The organism is Ruminococcus sp. AF31-8BH (assembly GCF_003460605.1).
Classification (GTDB): domain Bacteria; phylum Bacillota; class Clostridia; order Lachnospirales; family Lachnospiraceae; genus Blautia_A; species Blautia_A acetigignens.
Genome location: NZ_QTVN01000004.1, coordinates 93,365 through 118,210, shown reverse-complemented (window position 1 = coordinate 118,210; position 24,846 = coordinate 93,365). Strand labels below are relative to the sequence as shown.

Here is a 24,846-nt window from a genome sequence, read left to right as displayed (position 1 = left end):
AGATGGTTACCGACAACCATCTTTCTCCCCGTTACATGTTATAATGTAACTATGCTAACAACTAATTATTATACCGACTTTTTTGAATTAGGGCAATAGAAAATTAACTTTAATTTCTATGAATTGAGTTTACCTGACGACGATCCAGTCTATACCCTGAAAAAAGTGATGGAGGATTTAGATTTTTCTGGTCTGCTGGCCAATTGTTCAGATAAGGGAAGAACCGGGTATAACCCAATTATGATGTATGCTGTGGTTACTTACGCAAACATGCGAGGGGTACGTTCTGTTGACCGTATTGTAGAATTATGTGAAAGAGATCTCGCTTTTATCTGGCTGACCCATGGGCAGAAACCAAAACGGGACGCTTTTTATGGATTTAAAGGGAAAAAGCTAACTTCTGAAATATTGGATGATCTTAATTACCAGTTTTTGCTCCGGCTTCAAAAAGAAGGCCTTGTTACACTAAAAGAACTTTTTATTGATGGGACTAAGATCGAAGCCAATGCAAACCGTTATACATTTGTCTGGCGCGGTACGATCAATTACCATCTGGCTGGTCTGCTAGATTCTATTGAGCTGAACTTTGCCAGGTATAATACATTTTTGCAGGAGAATGGTTATGGGCCAAAGTATGATATCGGGAATGCACAGATGTTTGTGATCGAGGGAATGGATAAAGTCCGCAGTGTTATAGAAAAGAACCGGAAACGGAAGCTGTCAAAACATAAGAAACTTGCAAATAATACAGTTATTGAGATTGATAACTGCTCTCCGCTTGAAATCCTGAAACTGCAGAAGAACCTTAGTACGATTGCCACTGGAGAAGGGATAGAGTTCGTTTATGGAAAAGGAAAAAGAAAACCTGAGATCCAGCAGCTGTATGAGGAACTGGAGCATCTCGGCCAGCGTCTGATGGGATATAAAGAATGCTTTGAGATCATGGGAAAAGACCGGAACAGCTATTCCAAGACAGACCTGGAAGCTGCTTTTATGCGGATGAAAGAGGACCATATGCTGAACGGACAGTTAAAGCCGGCGTACAACGTACAGATCGCCGTGGAAAATTATTTCATCGTTCACGGATATGTAAGTAATGACCGGACGGATTACAATACCTTGATCCCAGTCCTGGAAAAACACCAGGAGGCTTTTGGCAGCGTCCTGGAAGAGGTGACTGCTGACAGCGGATACTGTAGTGAGAAAAATCTGCTTTATTTAAAAGAAAAAGGGATAGAAAGTTATATAAAACTGCAGGATCATGAGAAACGTAAAACACGTGCATATGCGGAAGATATCAGCAAATATTACAACATGAAGGTTGAGGTATTTGAAGATGAGCAGTTCTATATCTGCCATGACGGACGTGAACTGCGTCACATAAGAACGGAAACCAAAGAGCAGGATGGCTATACCCAGAACTTTGAGGTTTACGGCTGCGCCGACTGCAGCGGATGCGAACATAAAGCCCGCTGTCTGTATAAATATAATGCCGAAAAGGATGTTGAGAAAAATAAGGTAATGAAGATCAATGAACAGTGGGAAGAACTGCGTGAAAAATCCCATGCAAACATCCAAAGTGAGCGCGGGATTCTGAAACGGCAGACACGTTCGATCCAGACAGAAGGACATTTCGGTGATATCAAAGAAAACGAAAACTTCCGCCGTTTTAATTACCGTTCTGCAGATAAAGTGTACAAAGAATTCATGCTGTATGCAATCGGAAGGAATATAAATAAATACTATCGTTTTCTCAATGAAAAACTAAAGAAGTTTGAGGGAAAAATAACGGAAAAAACAGCTTGATCAAAAGTGCGGCTGTAAAAATCCAGACAAGGGATTTTTGCGGCCAAAAATAAATTTCATCTTTCATAGAAAAAAGGATCCCTCGCAAGGTAGAAGGCTAACAAGCCTCGTTCTTGCTGGGATCCTTTCAATTACTACTGGGGATACCGAAATGTGGTATTAACCGACAGCCCCCTTTTTTAACTTAAGATAAAATTCCAGTAGACTGCAAAAACAGAATAAACATCATAACCGGTGCAACGAATCGGATCATCACCCGGTAAAGCTTTTTTCTGCGGAATTTGTCTCCGCTTCTTTCCATTTCATCAATTACATAATACGGTGTTACGATCCATCCAATGAGAATGGTGGAGAGCAGTGCAATAAATGGCATCATAACGCTGTTGCTGATGTAATCCATAATATCCAGAAGCTGTCCCACAGAACCGTTTGGAAGCTTTACTTCCACGTAGAAAATACTGTAGCCCAAAGCGATCACTGCAGAAACTGCCAGATAGATGGCAGACAAAACCAGAACTGTTTTTTTACGGCCTGTATGGAAGATTTCCATGCAGTTTGCAGTGATGGATTCCAGTACGGAAATACAGGAAGACAAGGTTGCAAAAATAGCAGTTACGAAAAACAGGATCCCTACGAAGGTGCCGGCTTTTCCCATTGCGGAGAATACTTTTGGCAGGGAAATAAACATCAGACTTGGTCCTGCGCCCATTCCCTCAGTGCCGGAAAATACATACACAGCCGGAATGATCATGGCACCTGCAAGAAAGGCAACGCCTGTATCAAAACTCTCAATCTGATTGATGGCCTTGTTTAAGTTTACCTCAGGTTTGACATAGGAACCGTAAGTGATCATAATTCCCATGGATACGCTGAGTGAGAAAAACAGCTGGCTCATGGCATCCAGCAGGATCTGCAGGAAACGCTGCACAGTCAGTCCCTTAAAATCCGGTTTCAGGTAGTAGAGAAATCCCTGCCATCCGGTATGCACCTGTCCGGAGGCATCTGTATAGGAAAGGGTGAGAGAGTAAACTGCAATCACCACTACCAGAACCAGCAGGATAGGCATCATCCATTTGGATACTTTTTCAATTCCCTTTTCCACCCCATTGTACACGATGAAAGCAGTGACACCCATGAAAAGCAGGGCGAAGATCACCGGTGAAGTGGAAGAAGAAATAAAGGATGTGAAGTAGTCATCTGCGGCAGCTGCCTGTGCCTGTCCGGTTACATAGACCACTGCATATTTGGTAATCCATCCGCCGATGACAGCGTAATAGGTCATGATCAGGACTGGTACCAGGAAGGTGAGGATTCCCAGGAATTTCCACTTAGGCCGCATCTGGGTATAGGCACCGATGGCACTTTTCTGTGTGCGTCGGCCGATGGCAATATCAGAAGTGAGCAGGGTAAATCCAAAGGTAAGTACCAGGATCAGGTAAATAATTAAAAATAAGCCGCCTCCGTCTTTGGCTGCGAGGTATGGAAATCTCCACAAGTTTCCCACTCCTACAGCACTTCCGGCCGCAGCAAGGACAAAACCAAGTTGTCCTGAAAAATGATTCGATTTCTTTTCCATTATCATTCTTTCCCCCTTAGTGTTGTAAGAATAAGATAACATATGATAAATAATTAGTAAAACAAATTTTCAGATGACTTGTAAACAGGAAGCAGAAATGTTAAAGTAGAAGACATGAAAGGAAGCTTTCCACAGTATGAAACCAGTTATTTCCATTGGAAATCAGGATTTTGGTTCTATCAGAGAAAACGGATATTTTTATGTAGATAAGACTGATTTTATCCAGGAATGGTGGGAGAACGGGGATGTAGTTACGCTGATCACCAGACCACGCCGTTTTGGAAAAACTTTGAATATGAGTATGCTGGAATATTTCTTTTCCAATCAGTATGCCGGATACAGCAGATACTTTGAAGGACTGCAGATATGGAAAAGTGAGAAATACAGGGAACTGCAGGGAAGCTATCCTGTTATTTTTATCAGCTTTGCTTCAGTGAAAGGTGCAACCTATCAGGATGCAAGATTGGGGATTACCAGAATTTCCAAGGAATCTATTTTTTCAGATCTGAACAATCTGGAAATTGTGACTACAGATTCCAGGAAATATGAGACTGCCTTTGGCTTTAACAGGGAAGAGGTAGAAAGGGTTCTCATGGAATTTGGCTGCATGGATCAGCTGGAGCAGGTTCGGTACTGGTATGATGGTTTTCGTTTCGGCAGCCGCACGGACATCTACAATCCATGGTCCATTACCAAGTTTCTGGATACCGGCCGTTTTGAAAACTTCTGGGCAAATACCAGTTCCAACAGTCTGGTTGGAAAGCTGATACAGGAAGGTTCGCCAAATATAAAGGTTGATATGGAAGATCTTCTTTCTGGGAAAAATATTGAAACTCCAGTGGATGAGGAAATTGTATCAGTTGTCTATTACCAACCACGAAGTGAAGAATATGTTCAGGAAAATGATCCGCGGCTGGTTTCAGAAATCTAATGTGCGCTATAATGATTTTATCAAGGCACTGCTGGTGGATGATGTAGATTATATGAATGAATACATGAACCAGATTTCCCTGCAGACCTTCAGTTCTTTTGATACCGGGAAAAAGGTGCTGATTAGAAAGGATGTATCAAACAAATGAAACAATGTATGGATTCTGAGAACCTGCACCGCAGGTTAAAAAAAATAATTGGTCAGGTGCAGGCCATTGACCGGATGATCGACGAGGATGTTCCCTGTGAGGATGTTCTGTCCCAGATCAACGCTGCAAAATCCGCGCTTCACGGCTGCGGCAAGGTAGTGCTGGAAGGCCACATCAAACACTGCGTTCGTGATGGAATTGAGCATGGCGACGCAGATAAAACCATCGAGAGCTTTACCAAAGCAGTGGAACGATTTTCCAATATGGGATGATCTCCGTTACGGTTCTTGAGTGATAGATTTATATGTGTCAATGCACAACAGAGCAGGCCGCATATCATTACGCAAACCATTTCCGACTTATTGTCAGAGTCGGAAATGGTTTGCGGGTGATATGCGGCCTGTTTTGCGTCTGTTTTGAGAATTCTTATCATTTACCCTTCTTGATAACATATACCCCTATAGGTATAATGAACATATACCTCATAAGGTATAGAAAAGAGGCATAACATGAAAAATCTAATGGGAAAGTTAGAAGAGTTACTTGAAATCGGCGGCACGAAGAAAGACATCACCCTGCTGGTGATCTCTGGAAGCGCCATTGTGTTAAGTCTGCTGGGAATTTCCCCGTTCCCCTTTGACATGTCCTGGATTGCCATTGTGCTGTGCGGACTTCTGGAAGAGCTTACTGTAGCCAGAGCCAGAGCCGGAATCGAAAAGTTGGTTCATTTAACACCACAGACCGCCAGGGTAATAAAAGATGGAAAAGAATCTGTTATCCCTGCGGAAAAGGTACAGGTTGGTGATATCCTTCGGGTACTTCCTGGGGAAGGGGTTCCGGTAGACGGAATCATTATTTCAGGACAGACTTCCGTCAACCAGGCGGTTATGACAGGGGAGTCCCTTCCAGTTGATAAGACAGTGGGAGACGAGGTATCCAGCGGAACGGTCAACCAGTTTGGGGCCTTTGAGATGAAGGCTTCCAAGGTTGGGGAGGACAGCTCCATCCAGCGAATGATCCGTCTGGTCCAATCCGCAGACGCTGGGAAAGCTAAGATTGTAGGGATCGCAGACCGCTGGGCTACCTGGATCGTGGTGATCGCGTTAACTGCGGCAGCTCTTACCTGGCTGATTTCTGGAGAGATTATCCGTGCGGTTACTATTCTGGTTGTATTTTGTCCCTGCGCCCTTGTGCTGGCTACCCCAACCGCTATTATGGCGGCTATCGGAAATGCCACCAAGCATGGCTTCCTGGTACGTGAGGGAGATGCCCTGGAACGGCTTGCAAGGGTAAACGTGATTGCGTTTAATAAAACCGGAACTTTAACATATGGTACACCGAAGGTGGTTGCAGCTGTCAGCAACAGCGAAAATTATAACAATGATGATATTTACAGACTTGCAGCCTGTGCCGAGCAGCTTTCCGAGCATCCCCTTGGAAAAGCAATTGTAAGCTGCTGTAAGAAGGAAGGCATCATACTTTCCGGTGCAGAGGATTTCCAGATGATTCCGGGACAGGGAGTCTGTGCAGTGTCAGAAGGAAAACAGGTTCTGGCGGGAAATCCGAAGCTTTTGAAGGAACATGGCGTGGAAATAAAGACCATTGCCGAAAAGTGTGCAGACACTGAGGATAAAACAGGAGAAAGCAAAGAATTAACAGATGCAAGTTTTTATAGTACTCAAAAAATTCAGAGTAAGGCTAATCCGAAGCAGTACATAGAGCGCGGCTGTACCGTTACTTATGTGGCAATTGACGGTCAGTATGCTGGTTTCATCGCTCTTTCCGATACTCTTCGTGAGGAAAGCACCGGCATGATTGACTCCCTGAACAGCCTTGGCGTTCAGTCGGTCCTTTTAACCGGAGACCATGAAAATGCGGCGAAGACCATCGCATCCCAGCTTCATATTAAGGAAGTCCGTGCCAACTGTCTCCCGGAAGACAAGTTGAAATACATTGATGGTTATCAGCAGGAAAACAAAATGGTCTGTATGATCGGCGACGGAATCAACGACGCCCCGGCTCTGAAGCGTGCAGAAGTGGGAATTGCCATGGGCGGCGTGGGAAGCGACATCGCAGTAGACGCAGCCGACATTGCCCTTGTAGACGATGAAGTAAAAGAGCTTCCCCATCTCATTGCTCTTTCCAAGCGCATGATGACTACCATCAAACTGAACATGACCTTTTCTATGACCTTGAACTTTATTGCAATCGTCCTTGCCATCACCGGAATCCTGAACCCCATCGTAGGTGCCCTCGTCCACAACGCAGGTTCCGTATTGGTAATCACAAATTCAGCATTCTTATTAAAATGGAGGAAAAAATAATGACAATCAAAGTAATCGGAGAAGCATTTCCATGTAGGGAACCACTGCAATCCCAAATCCATGGGCCACAAGTCCGGCAATTACGCTGTCCTCCTCCGTCTCGTAGGCAATCTGGGGCTCCTGGCCGATCTGGCGCAACAGGCCGTCAACTACAGAACGAAGACCGGAGCCTTTGGCAAAATAAACCTGTGGATAAGGAATGGTCTGGGCAAGGTCAATGGTGTGAAACTGCGCCAGAGAGGCGAAAACAAGGTCAAAACGCCTTGCGCAAAGCCCGTCAAGCAGCTGTCCGGTGATGCCTGTATTGAATGTAAAACGGATATTTTCTCAGGATACTGCTTCAGAAATCGTTCTGCAAGCCCGGGAACAAAGTCTTCTCCCAGGGTACAGAGAAGCCCCAGACGAATCAGTCCTTCTCCTCGTCCCACACGCTGAAGGGCGTCCACTCCATTGTCCAGTGTCATAAGAGTCTGCTGTGCACAGGCCAGAAATTGTTCCCCATAATGGGTAAGCACAATGCTTTTTCCCACCTTCTCAAAAAGGGGAACTCCAAGCTCAGCTTCCATCTGTGAAATGGCGTGACTGAGGCTTGGCTGTGCAATGCAAAGATGTTCTGCCGCCCGTGTATAGTGCAGCGTTTGTGCCAATTTTGCAAAATATCGTAAATGTAGCAAATTCATATTCAATTCCATCAATTATTCTTTCAATTTTAAAGGAACTATATAAAAGGGACTTTTGTCCCAAATAAAAGGCATTGATGTAAGGGGCAAAGGACTTTTGCCCCTTGGATTATGTTGATAAAAATTATCAAAGGTATTGCTGAGAATATTTATCAGAATCCATTGGAATCATATGGAAAGAGAGCGCATGCGGGGCATTTGGAAAGTCTGAAATATAGGACTCATGTCCTGCAAATTCCATATTTTTACATTCAAATTGTATTTTATTAAAAGCATGTTCCAAACCGATTGACGGGGAAAAAACAATACCGTATACTACAATCGTTAAACCAATAACAATTCTTCAATATACGCGGAGAACTACAAAATAGAAAGAAAGAGGTACAAGAATGAAAGATTTTGCACAGTGGGAAGGCTTCAGCGGAAGCCGTTGGAAAGAACAGATCAACGTTCGTGATTTTATCCGTCACAATTATACCCCTTATGACGGAGATGATTCCTTCCTGGAAGGCCCGACCGAGGCTACAGACAAGCTGTGGGGAAAGCTGCAGGAGCTGCAGAAAGCAGAGCGTGCCAATAATGGTGTGCTCGACATGGAAACTAAGGTTGTTACAGGCCTGACTGCATATGGACCTGGATACATTGACGAAGATCTGAAGGATCTTGAGAAAGTAGTAGGACTTCAGACAGATAAGCCTCTGAAGCGTGCATTTATGCCATACGGTGGAATTAAGATGGCAGAGAAAGCATGCGAGATGTATGGCTATAAAGTAGATCCGCAGATTCATGATATGTTTACAAAATATGAATTCAAAACACATAACCAGGGTGTTTTTGATATCTATACACCAGAGATGAAAAAAGCACGTCACAGCCATATCCTTACCGGACTTCCGGATACCTATGGACGTGGACGTATTGTAGGTGATTACAGACGTGTGGCTCTGTATGGTATTGATGCTCTGATCGAAGGCAAGGAGAAAGACTTTGCAGCATGCGACCGCCAGGGTATGAGACGCTATGATTTCCAGCTTCGTGAGGAAATTGCAGATCAGATCCGTGCCCTTAAGGGAATGAAAGCAATGGCTGAAATTTATGGCTATGATATTTCACAGCCAGCAAAAAATGCACATGAAGCATTCCAGTGGCTGTACTTTGGATATCTTGCAGCAATCAAGACACAGAATGGTGCTGCGATGAGTGTTGGACGTATCTCCACATTCCTTGATATCTATATTGAAAGAGACCTTAAGAACGGTGTTATCACTGAGAAGGAAGCTCAGGAGCTTGTTGACCACATGGTAATGAAATTCCGTATGGTTAAATTCGCAAGAATCGAGTCCTACAACCAGCTGTTCTCCGGAGACCCGGTATGGGCTACTCTTGAGGTTGGTGGTATCGGTGTTGACGGACGCCATATGATCACCAAGAATGACTATCGTTTCTTGCATACTCTTGAGGACATGGGACCGGCTCCGGAGCCAAACCTGACGGTTCTTTATTCTTCCAGGCTGCCGGAGAACTTCAAGAAATATGCTGCTAATATTTCTGTTAAAACAAGTTCCGTACAGTATGAGAACGATGATGTTATGCGTCCGGTTTGGGGCGATGACTATTCAATCTGCTGCTGTGTATCTGCTACAGAGACTGGTAAGGAAATGCAGTTCTTCGGAGCTCGTGCAAACCTTGCAAAATGCCTTCTTTACGCAATCAACGGCGGTGTGGATGAGAAGCTGAAAATGCAGGTAGGACCGGAGTACAAGCCGATTACTTCCGAGTACCTTGATTATGATGAGGTTATGCAGAAATATGACCAGATGATGGATTGGCTGGCTCATCTGTATGTAGGAACTCTGAACATGATCCACTACATGCATGACAAATATTACTATGAAGCAGCTGAGATGGCTCTGATTGATACAAAGGTTGACCGTTCTTTCGCAACCGGTATCGCCGGATTCTCTCATGTAGTAGACTCCCTGTCTGCTATTAAATATGCAAAAGTAAGAGCAATTCGTGATGAAGACGGAATTACTACAGACTTCCAGGTTGAGGGTGACTTCCCACGTTATGGTAATGATGACGACAGAGCTGACAGCATTGCGAAAGAACTGCTTTCTACATTCATGGAGAAGCTGAAACATATTCATACTTATCGTGATTCCAAGCCAACCACATCTATTCTTACCATTACTTCCAACGTAGTTTATGGTAAGGCTACAGGTGCTCTTCCGGATGGAAGAAAAGCCGGAGAGCCGCTTGCACCAGGTGCTAACCCATCCTACGGCGCAGAGCAGAACGGACTTCTTGCTTCCCTGAACTCTGTTGCAAAACTTGACTATGAGGATGCGCTGGATGGAATTTCCAATACTCAGACAATCAATCCGGATGCACTTGGACACAGTGATGAGGAGCGTACAGATAACCTTGTTCACGTACTTGATGGATACTTCAACCAGGGTGCACATCATCTGAATGTAAATGTATTTGGAAAAGAGAAACTGATTGATGCTATGGAGCATCCGGAAAAAGAGGAGTATGCAAACTTCACTATCCGTGTTTCCGGTTATGCTGTTAAATTTATCGATCTGACAAGAGAGCAGCAGCTGGATGTTATTTCCAGAACCTGCCATGACAGAATGTAATTAATAAAGGAAAACAACATGTTAAAAGGCTATGTTCATTCTCTGGAAAGCTTCGGGTCTGTAGACGGACCCGGAGTGAGATATGTAATTTTTCTTTCCGGCTGCGCTATGCGCTGCCAGTTCTGCCATAACCCGGATACTTGGAATATGACAGAAGGGAAAGAATACACCACGGATCAGCTTCTGCAAACAGCTCTTCGCTTTAAATCCTACTGGGGAGAAAAAGGCGGTATCACGGTGAGCGGCGGAGAACCCCTTTTACAGATGGATTTTCTTACAGAGCTTTTTTGCAAGGCAAAGGAAGCAGGAGTCCATACAACTCTGGATACCAGCGGAAACCCCTATACTACAAAGGAACCCTGGCATTCTAAATGGCTGGAACTGATGAAATACACAGATCTTGTGCTTCTGGATATCAAGCAGATCAATGAGCAGGAGCATGTGAAGCTTACCGGGCAGACCAACCAGAATATTCTGGCTATGGCCCGTGAGCTTTCGGACATGAATAAACCTGTGTGGATTCGCCATGTACTGGTTCCGGGAGGTAGTGACAAGGATGAATATCTGCACCAGCTTGCGGATTTTATTCAGACACTGGGAAACGCCCGGCGCGTGGAAGTTCTTCCGTACCATACGCTTGGTACTTTTAAGTGGGAAAAGCTGGGAATCCCGTATCCGCTGGAGGGCGTGAAACCTCCAACACAGGAAAGAATTGATAATGCAAGACGGATTCTTAACGCCATATAAGAGAACGTGAAGCAAACTCCTTAAAGGAAGGTCGCTGTGAGACTGGAAAAGTCTCACGGGGACCTCTTTTAAGTTGCGGGAAATGATTAGTTGTTGTTGGAAAGAAATGAGGAGATTTCTTGTAAAAAACGTTGGCCGTATTTCTTTAGTTTGTTTTGGCCGACGCCGGAGACATCCAGCATTTCGGATTCGGTTCCTGGAAGCTTCTCGCACATGTCGATGAGGGTTTTGTCGGTGAAGACGATGTAGGGCGGGACGGATTCTTCTTTGGAAATCTGGAGGCGAAGCTGGCGTAGGGTTTCGAAAAGGGCGGATTTTTTTGCGGCATTTGGGCTGGAAGTATTAGTGGCTTCGTTGGAATTGCCGGCAGTATTTTCGGCTTCGAAATAGCTCTTTCCGTATGGATTTTTGCGTTTCTTTGACGCGGAAATCTTTTCTTTTTCCTTGAATTTTTTTACAAGGATCTGGGTGTTTTTCTGCTGTAATTCTGAGATATTTCCGACTTTGAGGACACTGTATTCCCCGTCTGTCTGGACGATGTAACCCTGGCGGATCATCTGGCTGATGAGAAGTCTAAGGTCATTTTCCGTGCGGCTTTGAAGCTGACCGTAACAGTTGTAGGAGTCGGCGCCAATCTCTCTTAAGCGGGCCCTCTTGGAGCCAAGCAGGGTACCGATTACAAGGGCCTGGCCGTATCTTCCGCGCATTTCTGTAATGCATCCGATTACCCATTTGGCGTCCTGAGTCATGTCCAGTTCTTCGAATTCCTGATGGCAGTTGCCGCAGTTGTCACAGGGCTGGTCAGTGGATTCCCCGAAGTAATTCAGGATATAATTGCGCAGACAGGAGGTGGTCATGCAGTAGCCTTCCATAATCTGAAGACGCTTTGCGTCCTGATGGCGCACCTGTTCCATTTCAGCGAAATCCATGCCCTCGAAATCCTTGCTTCCAAGGAGCATTTTGCTGATCATAACGTCCTGCGGGGAAAAGAGCAGAATGCACTCTGCAGGTTCCCCGTCACGGCCTGCACGTCCAGCTTCCTGGTAGTAATTTTCCATGCTCTGGGGCATGTTGTAATGGATGACGAAACGCACGTTGGACTTGTCGATTCCCATTCCAAACGCGTTGGTGGCAATCACAACTTGGGCGCGGTCATAGATGAAATCATCCTGGCTTTCCTTGCGGATCTCTGTGTTCATTCCCGCATGATAACGGGTGACAGAAACACCCTGTTTTAGCAGCTGTTCATACAAAGTATCCACGTTTTTGCGGGTGGCGCAGTAGATGATACCGCTTTCGTTTGCGTGACTGGCTATGTAGTTTGCAATGAAGGTATCTTTCTGTTTTCCTGTAAGATGCTCCACTCGATAGTAGAGATTTTTTCGGTCAAAGCCAGTGATGACAATGTTTGGATTCTTCAGTTCCAGAATTCTTGCAATGTCGTTTTTGACCACTTCTGTGGCGGTTGCGGTGAAAGCACTGAGGATCGGATGTCCAGGCAGCTGCCTCACGAAATCTACGATTTTCAGGTAGCTGGGACGGAAATCCTGTCCCCACTGGGAGATACAGTGTGCCTCGTCTACTGTCACCATGGAAATGGGAGTATGCAGGGCAAACGCCAGAAAAGAAGCCGTTTCCAGCCGCTCAGGTGCCACATAAATAATCTTGTACACGCCTCTTGCGGCGAAAGAAAGTGCCTTGCTGATCTGTCCTTCTGTAAGGGAAGAATTGATATATGCCGCATGGATTCCCGCTTCATTTAAGGATTTCACCTGGTCCTGCATAAGCGAAATCAGCGGCGAAACCACCAGCGTAATCCCCGGCAAAAGCAGCGCTGGAACCTGATAACAAAGGGATTTCCCAGCCCCTGTAGGCATAATCGCCAGCGCATCCCTGCCGTCCAGAATCGTATCTATAATTTCCTCCTGCCCCTCACGGAAGGAGTCATATCCGAAATAAGTTTTTAAAATCTGCAAAGGAGTGATCGTTGAACTTCCCATCTGCAGATTGGAACCTGTTGTATTCAATGTCATAATTGTCCTTTCTCTATTTATTAACCATTTTCAGTGCCGCCGCAGCCGTTTCCCCCGTCAGCTCTGTAATACTGGAAAGCACCGGAACATCCCCATATTTTCGGTTTTCATAAAACGCATAATAGCATCCATACAAGATATACGTCAGCATAATATTAATATCCCGGTTCTCCCGATACTGTGGATAAGCCCCAAACACCAATTCCTTCAAAGCAATCTCAATCTTCTGTACCAGACACTTACTCCTGCTCCCCGAAAACAAAATCCCAATCAGCGCATCCTTCGCCAGAAACCCCATAAACAGCTCTCGCGAAAAATCCGCCGTATCCTCCAGTACCTTCTCCGGATGGCTCAAATTCTCCATAATAGAAACCACCACCTCCGTCTCCAGCGTATCCGAAAGATGATAAATATCCTGATAATGAGAATAAAACGTAGACTTATTGATCCGCGCCTTCTCACACAACTCCTTAATCGTAATCCTCTCTAGCTCCCTATGCGATCTCAATTCAATAAACGCATTAATAATACTCTGTCTTGTCTTTTCAACCCTAATATCCATACACTTTTCCTGCTCCTCCTGGCGTCCGCTTTAGCAATATAATTATCCAACACTTTTTTGAAAAAGTTGGATTTCCAACCAAAGTCGTTTTTCGATGGTAGCAATTCCTTTCCCATACAATTATAATCCCTATTATACAAAGAAAACCAACTACTGTCTAATAACTTTTAAAATCAATCCAATAGAAATGGGAGAGGGTATTTATGGATTTTTACAACTTTTACACCGGCAAAGAATTTGAAGCCTATCAGTACCTGGGCGCACACGTCTTGGAAAGCGGCACCACCTTCCGCACCTTTGCCCCTGCAGCACAGCGCGTCTCCGTAATCGGAGAATTCAACGGCTGGACTGAAACCCCAATGAACCGCGTCCACGATGGAAATTTCTGGGAATGCACCATTGACGGTGTGGGCTCCGACCTGATGTACAAATACAGAATCTACCGCCAGGACGGCTCCTTCATAGACCATGCAGACCCCTACGCATTCTACAGCGAAATGCGCCCCGGCACCGCATCCAAAACCTATGCCCTTGGCGGCTACAAATTCAAAGATGCCAAATGGCAGAAAGGCTGCAAGGTAGGCCATGACAAGCCAATCAACATCTACGAGATGCATTTCGGCTCCTGGAAAAAACGGGGAGAAGGACAGGAAGACTGGTACACCTACGAAGAGCTTGCCCCAATCCTCATCGCCTATCTGAAAGAATACGGCTACAACTATGTAGAAATCATGCCTCTTTGCGAGTATCCCTGCGATGAATCCTGGGGCTATCAGGACACCGGATATTTCAGCCCAACTGCCCGCTACGGAAAGCCGGAAGAACTGAAATCCTTTGTAGACCAGTGCCATCAGGCAGGCATCGGCGTAATTCTGGATTTCGTTCCTGTGCATTTTGCTGTGAATGATTATGCACTGGCAGAATACGATGGAACCGCATTATACGAGTACCCCAACATGGCAGTTGGACGCAACGAATGGGGCAGCTGCAACTTTATGCATTCCAGAGGTGAGGTATGCAGCTTCCTGCAGTCCTCCGCATATTACTGGCTGAGAGAATTCCACTTCGACGGACTTCGCATGGATGCGGTAGGAAACCTGATCTACTGGCAGGGAGACGCAAACCGCGGCGAGAACCTGGCTGCTCTTAAATTTATCCGCACCATGAACCAGGGACTGAAAGAGCGTGTCCCGGAATGCCTGCTTTTTGCAGAAGATTCTACCCCTTACCAGGGTGTTACTAAGGCTGTCTGGGAGGGCGGACTTGGCTTTGACTACAAATGGGATCTTGGCTGGATGCACGACACCCTGTCCTATTTCCAGGCAGATGCAAATGAAAGAAGAGAGAAGTACCACAAGCTGACTTTTTCCATGATGTACTACTACAATGAGCGCTATATTCTCCCTCTGTCCCATGATGAGGTCGTCCACGGAAAAGCCACCATCGCCCAGAAAATGAACGGCGGATACGACGGCAAATTCCCTCAGGCAAGAGCCTTTTACATGTATATGTATGCACATCCAGGCGCAAAGCTGAACTTCATGGGAAATGAACTGGCACAGCTCAAAGAATGGTGCGAGAAAGACGAGCTTGACTGGATCCTGCTGAAATTCCCGATCCACGAAGCTTTCCACAAATTCATGGCAGACCTGAATAAGTGCTATCTGACGAATAATGCATTCTATCAGAGAGATATCCGCCAGGATGGCTTTGAGTGGGTGGACTGCCATCAGGAGCAGAAATGCATGTACCTGTTTGAGCGAATCAGCGGGGATCAGAAGATTCTTGCAGTGTTCAATTTCTCAGATGAAACTCAGGAATACACCCTGGAAAAGGATTACGCCGGATATGAGCTTCTCCTTGCCAGCGACATGGTAAAATACGGCGGCAAAAAGCGCTACACCAAGAAAGAGAAAGAAATCAAGGGCGGAAAAGCGGTATTCAAAATGGGACCGTTTTCCGCAAGATATTATCTGGTGAAGTAATATTGAAAAGCAGACAGCAAAGGGCATGCTTGAAACGCTGTTTCAAGAGCTTTGCGAAAAGTAGTCCAGAGCTTGGAGAGCATTGCAATTTGTCACAGTATTTGGTATAAACAAAAGACCTGCATCCAAATAAAATGCTATAATCGAAACTTACTATAGTTCATTTATCTGGAGTGCAGGTCTTATTTCATGTATTAATCTGTAACTATTTGGCAGGCAATATTCCGTAAAGCGTGCAGCCGTGAGAGTATGGGATTACGGCATTTATTTATCCGGAGCCAGATGGCTCTTGATTGCGGCAAAGCTCTCCGGGCTTATAACGTGCTCGATGCGGCAGGCATCGGAAGTAGCAGTCTCAGGATCAACGCCCAGGCTGATCAGCCAGGAGGATAAAAATTCATGACGCTCATAAATCATATCCGCAATCTTCTGACCGGATTCAGTAAGATAAATATATCCTTCAGGAGTGACGGTGATATGGTTCTTCTCACGGAGATTCTTCATGGCAACGCTGACACTGGACTTCTTAAAACCAAGCTCATCAGCGATATCAACAGAACGGACAACGGGTTTCTTCTTGCTGAGGACGAGAATTGTCTCCAGATAGTTCTCAGCGGATTCATTTGATTTCACGATAGATCACCTCAATTTTCTAGCTTGTGTTGCTGTTCAAGTATAATAATTATAGGATACCATAGTTTACTGAATTGGGCAATTATTTTTTGACCAGTTTATCCGCAATCTTTTATGCATTTTATGCATGTTTTTTATTTGATCTCTTTTTGGGGCTTTTTCTGAAATCTGGAAAGCAGGAGCAGTACGGCGAATGTGATGACTTCCGAGCTTAAAAAGGAGCCCCATACGCCGTTTATTCCAAGGAGTTTCGATAGGATTACGGCACTAACGGCGATGGCGAAGATTCCGCGCATGAGGGAACCTGTGATGGCTGGGCGGGCGTTGTCAGTGGCGGAAAAATAGGCCACCAGCATAATATTAATGCCTGCAAACAAAAAGCCAAGAAAGTAGATTCGAAGTCCGGTATGGGCATAATTCAAAAGCAGAAGATTGTTTTCACTGTTGAAAATCCCGATTAATCCATCTGTAAATCCCCAGGAAAGAGCCACTGTAACAAGCTCCAGAACCAGGCAGGAAAGAATACTCCATTTCAAAAGCTTTCGTACATTTTCCTGTTTTCCCTGCCCATAATTCTGGCTGATCAGCGGCTGTGCGCCCTGCGCCAGTCCGTTGAAAATAGACATGACCACCAGGGAAAGATTGGCAATAACGCCGTAAGCAGCTATGCCTACATTTCCTGCAATATCCAGGATCAGCATATTGAAAATAATGGTAATAATTGCAGAAGAAAGCTCTCCCACGAATGCGGAAATTCCAAGCTGGCAGCAGGAAACAAGGTGTCGGATAGAAGGGCGCTTCCACTGAAATTCCACCTGATTTTTCTTACTGAGAAAGTGTGTGGAACAGATGGTCATGGTTACCGCAGGGCTAAACGCAGTGGCAAGTGCCGCACCGGAAAGCCCCAGTCCCATAGAAAACATGAAAATATAATCAAACACAATATTAAACAGGCTTCCTGCAATAGCGCCGATCATGGCCCGTGAGGTAGCATGGTCATTCCGGGCAAAGGCTGTGAAGGTGTAATTGGACATAAACAGCGGCGTAGTGATCAGCATAATTCTGAGATATCCTTTTCCAAGATGGATCAGTCTCTGATCGGCACCAAGGAGCCCAAGAAATTTTCCCGGAAGAAAAATTCCTGTGAGAATAAAAGGAATGCTGCAGATCAGGCACCAAAAAATAGACTGTGTGAAATAAAAATCCGGATTTCCGCCCTGGGCTTTGCTGATGGCATATCTGGTAGCAGAGCCGATGCCGATCATGGCGCCGATTGCATAAACCAGCCCGTAAACAGGCAGGATCAAGTTCAGCACCGCCAGTCCGTCTGCACCTGACTGAACGGAAATAAAAAAGGTATCTGCAAGAATATACACAGAAATCCCGATCATGCCAGCCACACTCTGTGTGATGTATTTGAAAAATTGTTTTAACATTTTAAGCGGTTATCCTTTCTGAAATATATTTTTATCATTATTGTTATAAAAACAAATGAAGAAAATATTGTACCCGGACGCAGGATTCTGCGGATCCAGAAGGGGATAATGTCTGTTTTGCTTTATCATAAATGAAAATGATACTCCTGAAATGAAATTTATCAAAGACCTGTTCATTATACAATAGGAACAGAAACCTGTAAATATGGGAAACCGTAACATTTCACAGTATTTTCCCATGACAAATCATGTACCGGGTAGTATAATAAAAATAATTATTGATTTCGTGAGGATTCATTTTGGAGAGGATTTTGAAAAAAGCTTTGGGAAAATACAGTCAGATAAGGTGAATCATTATGCTGGAGAAAATCACTTTTTTCAAAAAAATATTTCTGCAGGATGAGCAGCGAAATGCATCCATCGCCCACGCGGTTCTTTCGGAATTTGACTATGTATGCTGGATCGATCTGGAAACCCAGGGGTATATTCTGTATTATTCTGCAGATGAGAAAACCGTGGTTCCCCAGCATTCCGCAGGAAATTTTGACCAGGTGATCGGGGATTTTAATTTACAGTATATTGTGCCCGAAGAGGCAGAAGCGGACAAGGCCCTTTACGAACCCAGGAAGAATGGAAAAAACAGCTGCACAGTGCGGCACGATACAAAGAAATAAAAGCTTTGAAACAGAACGGATTTTGAAAAATATCAGAGAATCTCAGCTGACAGAGGTTCTCTGATATTTTTTTGCTGGGAAATTTAATGGCGCAGTGGGAGAATTGTATATACATCCCCCAGGGGGGCTTGCGGAAAGAAAGCGTTTTTGATAAAGTTTTAACATTGGAGTATATTTGCGGAATATACAACTTTAGATTTATGCGGAGGAAATACAATTGGATAGATTGCTGGATGAAATAGAGAGCTATTGGAGTACCCGGACAGAGGGGTATTCTGAGGTGAATGAAAAAGAGCTGAAGGGGATGCAAAAAAAGGCATGGCTAAAGACCCTGGAAAGTGGATTTTTGGAAAAAAAACTTTCTGATAACGACAAGGAACAGCTGCGGATCCTGGATATCGGTACAGGCCCTGGCTTTTTTCCAATGATTCTGGCTGAGGCTGGTTATCACGTAACGGCTGTGGATTACACCCCTGGAATGCTGGAAAAGGCTGCTGAAAATGCGGCAAAATTTATTGGAGAAAAGAGCAGCAATATTGAATTTAAGAGGATGGATGCCCAGGCCCTGGAGTTTGAGGATGAGAGCTTTGATGTGATCATTTCCAGGAACCTGACATGGAATCTTCCTCATCCGGATCAGGCATACGGGGAATGGCTTAGGGTGCTGAAAAAGGGCGGAAAGCTTCTGAATTTTGATGCCAACTGGTACGGCTATCTCTATGATGACAAGAAGCGGGAAGCCTATGAAAACGACCGCAGGAATGTGGAAAAAGGCAGCCTTGACGACCATTATCTGTGCACGGATATTGACCGCATGGAGAAGATCGCACTGCAGGTTCCATTGTCTGAGACAAAGCGCCCGGGATGGGATGTGAAGGTCTTGGAAGAACTGAAAGCAGAAAAAATAGAGGTAGATGAGAACATCTGGCAGCAGGTGTGGAGTGAGGAAGAAAAGCTGAATTATGGGTCCACGCCTATGTTTATGATTAAGGTTACGAAATAACAAGAGGAACTAAAGCGTAATGGTCAGCAGGCAGTATTCTGAATCATTATGATGATTAAAGCTACCATATGGAAAGGATAAAAGAATGGGTGATACAATAAATATCGGCGGTCTTTGCGCGGCACCGGGACAGCGCGTCCACGGCTTTATCAGCATTGGAGATGGTGAATTTTCCCTTCCTGCGACGATTGTCCGCGGGGAAAAGCCAGGCAAAACGGCTCTGATCACGGCGGGAATCCATGCAGGAGAATATGTGGGAATCCAGAGCGCAATAGAGCTTGGAAGAGACCTGAAAATTGAGAAAATGACGGGAACAGTCATTATTGTAAAGGTAGTTGGAAGGGACGAATTTGAGAACCGCCACGGTTCTCTTTGCAGGGAAACAGGCGAGAATCTGAACCGTGTTTTTCCTGGTAAAAAAGATGGAACCAAGTATGAGAAACTGGCCTATGCAGTGGTGAATGAACTACAGAAAAAAGCAGATTACTACATTGATCTTCACAGCGGAGATGACTATGAGAAGCTGACTCCCTATGTCTATTACGCAGGAAAAGCAGACCCGGAAGTAACTAAAATCTCCCGTCAGATGGCAGAACAGGTGGATGTGCCCTATATGGTGAAATCCGAGGTGGCATCTGGCGGAAGCTATAATTATGCAGCATCCTGCGGCATCCCTTCCGTCCTTCTGGAACGAGGCGGAATGGGCGACTGGGATACAGAAGAAGTGCGTTCTATGAAGCGGGATGTGCGCAGTATTTTAAGGTTCCTTGGAATCTATGACGGACACGCAAGCCTGCGAAAATACTATCCGCTGAATGTAACCCAGGTGCAGTATCAGTCTGCTTCTTATACCGGAATGTGGTATCCCCAGAAGAAGGCGGGAGACCTTTTTACAGAGGGTGAGATCCTTGGTTATGTGAAGGATTATGAGGATAATATTCTGGAAAACAGTGTAGCTTACGGGGACGGAGTGATCCTTTATCAGGCAGGTTCTCTGCAGGTATTAAAGGATGGTCCAATGGTAGCTTACGGCAGGATCAGCTATGAAGAAGATGACCGTAAGGAGAAAATTGCCGCTTACTGGACCAAGAGAAGTGACAGCTTTTTGGAGCAGAGAAGAGCGGAACTGCACAGTGCGCTGGCAGACAGATGGCTGGAAGAAATCCGGAAATATCTGCCTGAAAGGAAGGAAAACACCCTGGATTCTGAAGAAAATGGGAATAAAGAGGTAGGAATGAGTTTGAAAAAGCCGCATAATGGAAAGCTTAGAATATTAGATGTAGGCTGCGGAACCGGATTTTTCACCATCCTTCTTGCAAAGCAGGGACATCAGGTAACTGGCACGGATCTTACCCCGGACATGGTTGCAAATTCCAGAATCCTTGCAAAAGAAGAGCAGGTAAACTGCAATTTTGAGATCATGGATGCGGAGCATTTAAGCTTTGCAGATAACAGCTTTGATGTGGTCATTTCCAGAAACCTTACCTGGACATTGCCGGAGGCTGCACAGGCCTACAAGGAGTGGACAAGAGTCTTAAAGCCAGGCGGAGTACTTTTGAATTTCGATGCTAATTACGGTGCCGTGGATTTTGCTGAGACCTCCGATCTTCCGGAAAATCACGCCCACAAGCAGCTTGGGGACTCCCTGATGCAGGAGTGCGAGGACATCAAGCGACAGCTCCCAATCAGCTCCTATATCCGCCCTGCATGGGACGTGGAAGAGCTTGGAAAAGTGGGAATGGAGCAGATTTCCATAGATCTTGGAGTGAGCAGAAGAATGTATAAAGAGAAGGATGCCTTCTACAATCCAACCCCAATGTTCGCAATCGCAGCAACAAAAGGCAGCTGCAACTGAGGAAATACATAAAACGGTATATGAATTGGCAGTAAAGTCATTCATATACAGTTTTTGTTAATCTAAATCAGACCCTGTCAAATGCAAAAGCATCTGGTAAGGACGCTTGCGGGAGCTGTTTAAGATCTCATGGCCTTTCTCATCAAGGAAAGCTTTTACCTCTGGGCTTGCGGTTTCATAAGTAACTGGTTTAATCCAGGATATGTCATTTACCTCCTAATACCTACTTGTCAACTAGGTTTAATATGGTTCTTATAGTAACATAGTTTTCCATTTTTTGTCAATGAGAGAAAATGCGGATGGATGCCGAATAAACAATGTGGGTTGACTTCGGGCGTGGATATGGTAAAGTGGAAGAGAAGTTTACGGATTCATTGGAAAATAAAATAGATAAGGTAGAAGAATATGATCAGAGAAATTATGCATGACACCTGGTTCTTAAGCCAGAAATCAGAGAAAGCTACAAAAGAAGACGCCCAGATTGCCCAGGATCTTCTGGATACCCTGAAGGCAAATGAGGAGGGCTGCGTAGGCATGGCAGCCAACATGATCGGGGAGCGCAAGCGTATTATCGTGGTAAATATGGGTTTTATGAACACCATTATGTACAATCCCGTGATTGTGAAAAAGACCGGAAAATACCAGACAGAAGAGGGCTGCCTGTCCCTGATCGGCGTGCGAAAATGCACTAGATATGAGGAGATTGAAGTGGAATACGAGGATATCAATTTCAAAAAACAGCGGGGAAAATTCCAGGGCTGGACCGCGCAGATCATCCAGCACGAGTGTGATCATCTGGAGGGAATCTTGATATAATGCTGGATCTAAAACAGTTAAAATATTTTATTGTGTGCGCAGAAACAGGCTCCATTAGTGAGGCTGCCAGGCTTCTTTATACCACTCAGCCAAGTGTGAGCAAAGCAATCAAGGCCTTGGAAAATGATATGGGAATCGTGCTTTTTGACCGTATGCCCCGTGGAATTGTCCTTACTGCACAGGGGCGTGAAGCTTACCGTTATGCATGCAGGATTGTAAATGATTCCCGGAAACTGGAAGAAATGAGCCACCAGAATATGGTGAAATATCTTCGGATCTCATTGAATCCAAGCTCCTGGTTTACCAATCAGTTTGTTGAGTTTTATAAAAAAAATTATGAGAAGAACTACCACTTTGAAGTTTATACGGCAGGGGTGCGCACGGTAATGGAACGTGTGAGAGATTATCTGTCGGATATTGGTTTTGTATATGTGATGGAGCAGCAGAAAAAGGAATTCCAGTATGAACTGACGAAAAATCGGCTGGTGTTCCAGGTTATGCAGGAGAGCACGGCCACATTTTATCCTGGAAAACAAAATCCACTGTACCAGGATCTGGAAGAAATGGATCATTCCAAAGAGAACGCTTTTACCGTAACTATGGAACAGATGAAATCCATGCGTTTTATCCAGAATTATCGTGATGAGTTTCTGGAATTAAATGAGAAAGAAAAGCGTGGAACCTTTAGCTGGGAGAACCTGGATCTGGCAGTCATCACAAACAGCGACTATATTATGGAAAAAATGCTCCAGGAGACAGAGCTTTCCAACATCAGCGGAAGTTACCTTTCTGATCATAAAAAGGCCATGAATCAGGGAATTCCCCTGGATTTCAAAAAGAACAAAATTTTCTTTGGCTATATCAGAAGAAAAAATGATGAAACGGATGAATTAATGGACGAATTTCTGGAGTTTTTGGCTGAAAAGCTAAAAGGCAAGACCGTGAACGAAAGAACAGAAGAATAAGAGAGGCATTCCTAAAATAAAAAAATCCATGCAAATTAAGAATAGCTTATAACCCCCTGGGTGGGTTGTAGGCTGTTTTTCTTTTTGCTAAAATGAACAATCGAAGCGTATTTGAAAATCGTTTAGGTGCTTTTTAGGAAATGGAGATATTCAAATGAGGAAATATGTAATAAAACGTATCCTTCAGCTGATTCCTATTCTGTTTGCCATTACCTTTCTGTCTTATGGAATGATGCGGATTGCAGGAAGTGATGTTGTCACGCAGAAAATGGAGAATACAGGAGGGGTAGTGTCAGAAGAAACCTTAGATGCGGCCAGAGAACAGCTGGGGCTTGACAAACCATTTCTGACGCAGTATTTCGTATGGCTTGGAAAATTGCTTCGGGGAAATATGGGAAACAGTTATGTATCCGGCTTTCCGGTCTTTGATACGTTTGTATCGAAGCTCCCGGCAACTCTGCTTCTTACGGTCACTTCGATTCTGCTTACCATTGTAATATCCATACCGCTTGGAATTTTGTCGGCGGTGAAACAGAATACAGTGGTCGATTATCTGATTCGGCTGTGCAGTTTTATCGGAAACAGTCTTCCCAACTTTTTCGTCTCACTTTTGCTGATGTATTTTCTTGCCATAAGGCTGAGGATTTTTCCAGTCATAGCAAAGGATGTGAGCCTGAAAAGTGTGGCTATACCTGCAATCACCCTGGCAATTGCCATGTCTGCAAAGTATCTTCGTCAGGTTCGTGCAACGGTTCTGGATGAGCTGAGCAAAGATTATGTGGCAGGGGCGAAGGCACGTGGTGTGAAATTTTCTGTTACGCTGTGGAAAAGCATTATGAAAGCTGCCCTGGTAACGATCATTACCTTATTGATGCTTTCCGTGGGAAATCTTCTTGGCGGTACTGCAATTGTGGAATCCATTTTTATGTGGGATGGCGTTGGGAAAATGGCAGTGGATGCCATTTCCATGCGTGATTATCCTATTATTCAGGCATATGTTATGTGGATGGCGATCATTTATGTTCTGGTGAATCTGCTTACGGATCTGTCTTATCGGTTCCTGGATCCAAGAATTCGTCTGGGAGGTGTAAAGCAGTGAGTAAAAGGAAAAATGAGGATATGAATGTAAGAAATACAGCCACTAAAGAATATGGAAAAAAGGTAACAGTGCGCGTCCAGAAAGTGAAAAAGAGCCATATAAAACAAAAGCTGGTATTTTTTACCGTTCTGGCTGTCTGTCTGGTAATACTTGCAGTTTTTTCAGATCACCTTTGTCCCTATGATCCTTATGCGCAGGATCTTTCCAGTGCCCTTCAGGCTCCAAGCCTGGCACATCCAATGGGGACAGATACCTATGGCAGAGACATGTTATCCCGTGTGATCAGCGGTGCCAGAGCCAGTATTTTTTCCACTTTCATTCTGGTAGCGGTGATTTCCATATTTGGAACGATTGTAGGCGTGGGGTGTGGATATTACGGCGGCATTATGGACTCTGTCATGATGCGGATTTCAGATGTCTGCCTTGCTTTTCCAGGACTGGTATTTGCTATGGCAATTGCAGCAATCCTTGGAGGAGGAATCCAGAATGCGATTATCGCACTGGCAGTCATCAGCTGGCCGAAGTACTCCCGCATAGCCAGAAGTCAAACCCTGGCGCTGAAAAATGAACCTTATATCCATGCCGCTATACTATCAGGTGACAGTTCCCTCCAGATTATGCTAAGGCATGTTTTTCCAAATATGCTGGGACCTGTTCTGGTAACTGCCATGCTGGATATTGGAACTATGATGATGGAGCTGGCAGGCTTATCTTTCCTGGGGCTTGGAGCGCAGATCCCTATGGCTGAATGGGGAAGTATGATGAGCAGTGGACGAAGCATGATCCAGACATATCCCTGGGTTGTTTTGTCACCTGGAATTGCAATTTTTGTATCAGTCGTTATTTTTAATTTACTTGGAGATACAGTTCGTGACTACCTGGATCCGAAAAACAGAGAAGCTTTTTGATGGTATTTATAATAACAATT

General features: G+C 44.7%; 22 protein-coding genes. 15 read left to right on the top strand and 7 right to left on the bottom strand.

Annotated features, from left to right (window positions below; all coding sequences use genetic code 11):
* Positions 1–123: 123 nt before the first annotated feature.
* Positions 124–1,806 (top strand): IS1182 family transposase, encoded by a 1,683-nt coding sequence (locus DWZ38_RS06570; protein WP_178105284.1) that lies wholly within the window; start codon positions 124–126, stop codon positions 1,804–1,806.
* Positions 1,807–1,990: 184 nt separating this feature from the next.
* Here the strand turns inward: DWZ38_RS06570 and DWZ38_RS06565 are convergent, their stop codons facing one another.
* Entirely contained in the window at positions 1,991–3,382 is a 1,392-nt protein-coding gene (locus tag DWZ38_RS06565) for a sodium-dependent transporter (protein ID WP_117851304.1), read from the bottom strand.
* Positions 3,383–3,518: 136 nt separating this feature from the next.
* On the opposite strand from DWZ38_RS06565, the gene DWZ38_RS06560 reads away from it, so the two are divergent.
* From DWZ38_RS06560 to DWZ38_RS06550, 4 genes are all read left to right on the top strand, one after another.
* On the top strand, positions 3,519–4,313 hold the full coding sequence (locus DWZ38_RS06560) for an AAA family ATPase (protein WP_347519015.1): 795 nt from the start codon (positions 3,519–3,521) through the stop codon (positions 4,311–4,313).
* Positions 4,285–4,461 (top strand): hypothetical protein, encoded by a 177-nt coding sequence (locus tag DWZ38_RS23345; protein WP_347519012.1) that lies wholly within the window; start codon positions 4,285–4,287, stop codon positions 4,459–4,461. The genes DWZ38_RS06560 and DWZ38_RS23345 overlap by 29 nt, the downstream gene beginning before the upstream one ends.
* Positions 4,458–4,733, top strand: coding sequence for a metal-sensing transcriptional repressor (locus DWZ38_RS06555; RefSeq protein ID WP_117851065.1), 276 nt, complete (start codon positions 4,458–4,460; stop codon positions 4,731–4,733). The genes DWZ38_RS23345 and DWZ38_RS06555 overlap by 4 nt, the downstream gene beginning before the upstream one ends.
* A gap of 237 nt (positions 4,734–4,970) precedes the next feature.
* Positions 4,971–6,785, top strand: a complete 1,815-nt coding sequence (locus DWZ38_RS06550) for a cation-translocating P-type ATPase (RefSeq protein ID WP_117851063.1) — start codon at positions 4,971–4,973, stop codon at positions 6,783–6,785.
* Positions 6,786–6,791: 6 nt separating this feature from the next.
* Here DWZ38_RS06550 and DWZ38_RS22725 read toward each other — a convergent pair whose 3' ends face one another.
* The gene (locus DWZ38_RS22725) at positions 6,792–6,986 is read right to left on the bottom strand and encodes a LysR substrate-binding domain-containing protein (RefSeq protein ID WP_243000183.1); all 195 of its coding nucleotides are present in this window, start codon (positions 6,984–6,986) and stop codon (positions 6,792–6,794) included.
* Positions 6,935–7,465, bottom strand: coding sequence for a LysR family transcriptional regulator (locus tag DWZ38_RS06545; protein ID WP_330385650.1), 531 nt, complete (start codon positions 7,463–7,465; stop codon positions 6,935–6,937). The genes DWZ38_RS22725 and DWZ38_RS06545 overlap by 52 nt, the downstream gene beginning before the upstream one ends.
* Before the next feature lie 389 nt (positions 7,466–7,854).
* Between DWZ38_RS06545 and pflB the strand changes: the two genes are divergently transcribed.
* Both pflB and pflA read left to right on the top strand, forming a co-directional pair.
* Positions 7,855–10,110: a formate C-acetyltransferase gene (gene pflB / locus DWZ38_RS06540; RefSeq protein WP_117851060.1), complete on the top strand. Its 2,256-nt coding sequence runs from the start codon at positions 7,855–7,857 to the stop codon at positions 10,108–10,110.
* An 18-nt stretch (positions 10,111–10,128) separates the two neighbouring features.
* Positions 10,129–10,857, top strand: coding sequence for a pyruvate formate-lyase-activating protein (gene pflA / locus DWZ38_RS06535; protein ID WP_117851058.1), 729 nt, complete (start codon positions 10,129–10,131; stop codon positions 10,855–10,857).
* 86 nt (positions 10,858–10,943) lie between these two features.
* Here pflA and recQ read toward each other — a convergent pair whose 3' ends face one another.
* Positions 10,944–12,890 carry a DNA helicase RecQ gene (gene recQ, locus DWZ38_RS06530; protein ID WP_243000173.1) on the bottom strand — a complete coding sequence of 649 codons (1,947 nt, stop codon included), beginning with the start codon at positions 12,888–12,890 and terminating at the stop codon, positions 10,944–10,946.
* Positions 12,891–12,903: 13 nt separating this feature from the next.
* Positions 12,904–13,452, bottom strand: a complete 549-nt coding sequence (locus tag DWZ38_RS06525; protein ID WP_117851055.1) for a TetR/AcrR family transcriptional regulator — start codon at positions 13,450–13,452, stop codon at positions 12,904–12,906.
* A 203-nt stretch (positions 13,453–13,655) separates the two neighbouring features.
* Between DWZ38_RS06525 and glgB the strand changes: the two genes are divergently transcribed.
* A complete protein-coding gene (glgB, locus tag DWZ38_RS06520; RefSeq protein ID WP_117851053.1) occupies positions 13,656–15,437 on the top strand; it encodes a 1,4-alpha-glucan branching protein GlgB in 1,782 nt (593 codons plus the stop codon).
* Positions 15,438–15,701: 264 nt separating this feature from the next.
* On the opposite strand, the gene DWZ38_RS06515 is transcribed toward glgB, so the two are convergent.
* Together DWZ38_RS06515 and DWZ38_RS06510 are read right to left on the bottom strand one after the other, a co-directional pair.
* Positions 15,702–16,070, bottom strand: coding sequence for a metal-dependent transcriptional regulator (locus DWZ38_RS06515; RefSeq protein WP_021925303.1), 369 nt, complete (start codon positions 16,068–16,070; stop codon positions 15,702–15,704).
* A gap of 134 nt (positions 16,071–16,204) precedes the next feature.
* Entirely contained in the window at positions 16,205–17,506 is a 1,302-nt protein-coding gene (locus tag DWZ38_RS06510) for an MATE family efflux transporter (RefSeq protein ID WP_117851051.1), read from the bottom strand.
* 356 nt (positions 17,507–17,862) lie between these two features.
* On the opposite strand from DWZ38_RS06510, the gene DWZ38_RS06505 reads away from it, so the two are divergent.
* From DWZ38_RS06505 to nikC, 7 genes are all read left to right on the top strand, one after another.
* Complete coding sequence (locus DWZ38_RS06505; protein ID WP_117851049.1) at positions 17,863–18,180, top strand: hypothetical protein; 318 nt, start codon at positions 17,863–17,865, stop codon at positions 18,178–18,180.
* Positions 18,181–18,397: 217 nt separating this feature from the next.
* Positions 18,398–19,183 carry a class I SAM-dependent methyltransferase gene (locus tag DWZ38_RS06500; protein ID WP_021925306.1) on the top strand — a complete coding sequence of 262 codons (786 nt, stop codon included), beginning with the start codon at positions 18,398–18,400 and terminating at the stop codon, positions 19,181–19,183.
* Positions 19,184–19,268: 85 nt separating this feature from the next.
* Positions 19,269–21,038: a succinylglutamate desuccinylase/aspartoacylase family protein gene (locus DWZ38_RS06495; RefSeq protein WP_021925307.1), complete on the top strand. Its 1,770-nt coding sequence runs from the start codon at positions 19,269–19,271 to the stop codon at positions 21,036–21,038.
* 405 nt (positions 21,039–21,443) lie between these two features.
* Positions 21,444–21,854, top strand: coding sequence for a peptide deformylase (locus DWZ38_RS06490; RefSeq protein ID WP_021925309.1), 411 nt, complete (start codon positions 21,444–21,446; stop codon positions 21,852–21,854).
* Positions 21,854–22,819, top strand: coding sequence for a LysR family transcriptional regulator (locus tag DWZ38_RS06485; protein ID WP_243000172.1), 966 nt, complete (start codon positions 21,854–21,856; stop codon positions 22,817–22,819). Before DWZ38_RS06490 ends, DWZ38_RS06485 begins: the two co-directional genes overlap by 1 nt.
* A 154-nt stretch (positions 22,820–22,973) precedes the next feature.
* Positions 22,974–23,918, top strand: a complete 945-nt coding sequence (gene nikB, locus DWZ38_RS06480) for a nickel ABC transporter permease (RefSeq protein ID WP_117851046.1) — start codon at positions 22,974–22,976, stop codon at positions 23,916–23,918.
* Positions 23,915–24,826, top strand: a complete 912-nt coding sequence (nikC, locus tag DWZ38_RS06475) for a nickel transporter permease (protein WP_021925312.1) — start codon at positions 23,915–23,917, stop codon at positions 24,824–24,826. Before nikB ends, nikC begins: the two co-directional genes overlap by 4 nt.
* Positions 24,827–24,846: the final 20 nt, after the last annotated feature.

What these genes read in the sequence shown, in the direction of transcription:
- DWZ38_RS06565 (WP_117851304.1), bottom strand. Translation starts at nt 3,382, where the DNA reads ATGGAAAAGAAATCGAATCATTTTTCAGGACAACTTGGTTTTGTCCTT.
- DWZ38_RS06560 (WP_347519015.1), top strand. Translation starts at nt 3,519, where the DNA reads ATGAAACCAGTTATTTCCATTGGAAATCAGGATTTTGGTTCTATCAGA.
- DWZ38_RS23345 (WP_347519012.1), top strand. Translation starts at nt 4,285, where the DNA reads ATGATCCGCGGCTGGTTTCAGAAATCTAATGTGCGCTATAATGATTTT.
- DWZ38_RS06555 (WP_117851065.1), top strand. Translation starts at nt 4,458, where the DNA reads ATGAAACAATGTATGGATTCTGAGAACCTGCACCGCAGGTTAAAAAAA.
- DWZ38_RS06550 (WP_117851063.1), top strand. Translation starts at nt 4,971, where the DNA reads ATGAAAAATCTAATGGGAAAGTTAGAAGAGTTACTTGAAATCGGCGGC.
- DWZ38_RS06545 (WP_330385650.1), bottom strand. Translation starts at nt 7,465, where the DNA reads ATGAATTTGCTACATTTACGATATTTTGCAAAATTGGCACAAACGCTG.
- pflB (WP_117851060.1), top strand. Translation starts at nt 7,855, where the DNA reads ATGAAAGATTTTGCACAGTGGGAAGGCTTCAGCGGAAGCCGTTGGAAA.
- pflA (WP_117851058.1), top strand. Translation starts at nt 10,129, where the DNA reads ATGTTAAAAGGCTATGTTCATTCTCTGGAAAGCTTCGGGTCTGTAGAC.
- recQ (WP_243000173.1), bottom strand. Translation starts at nt 12,890, where the DNA reads ATGACATTGAATACAACAGGTTCCAATCTGCAGATGGGAAGTTCAACG.
- DWZ38_RS06525 (WP_117851055.1), bottom strand. Translation starts at nt 13,452, where the DNA reads ATGGATATTAGGGTTGAAAAGACAAGACAGAGTATTATTAATGCGTTT.
- glgB (WP_117851053.1), top strand. Translation starts at nt 13,656, where the DNA reads ATGGATTTTTACAACTTTTACACCGGCAAAGAATTTGAAGCCTATCAG.
- DWZ38_RS06510 (WP_117851051.1), bottom strand. Translation starts at nt 17,506, where the DNA reads ATGTTAAAACAATTTTTCAAATACATCACACAGAGTGTGGCTGGCATG.
- DWZ38_RS06505 (WP_117851049.1), top strand. Translation starts at nt 17,863, where the DNA reads ATGCTGGAGAAAATCACTTTTTTCAAAAAAATATTTCTGCAGGATGAG.
- DWZ38_RS06495 (WP_021925307.1), top strand. Translation starts at nt 19,269, where the DNA reads ATGGGTGATACAATAAATATCGGCGGTCTTTGCGCGGCACCGGGACAG.
- DWZ38_RS06490 (WP_021925309.1), top strand. Translation starts at nt 21,444, where the DNA reads ATGATCAGAGAAATTATGCATGACACCTGGTTCTTAAGCCAGAAATCA.
- DWZ38_RS06485 (WP_243000172.1), top strand. Translation starts at nt 21,854, where the DNA reads ATGCTGGATCTAAAACAGTTAAAATATTTTATTGTGTGCGCAGAAACA.
- nikB (WP_117851046.1), top strand. Translation starts at nt 22,974, where the DNA reads ATGAGGAAATATGTAATAAAACGTATCCTTCAGCTGATTCCTATTCTG.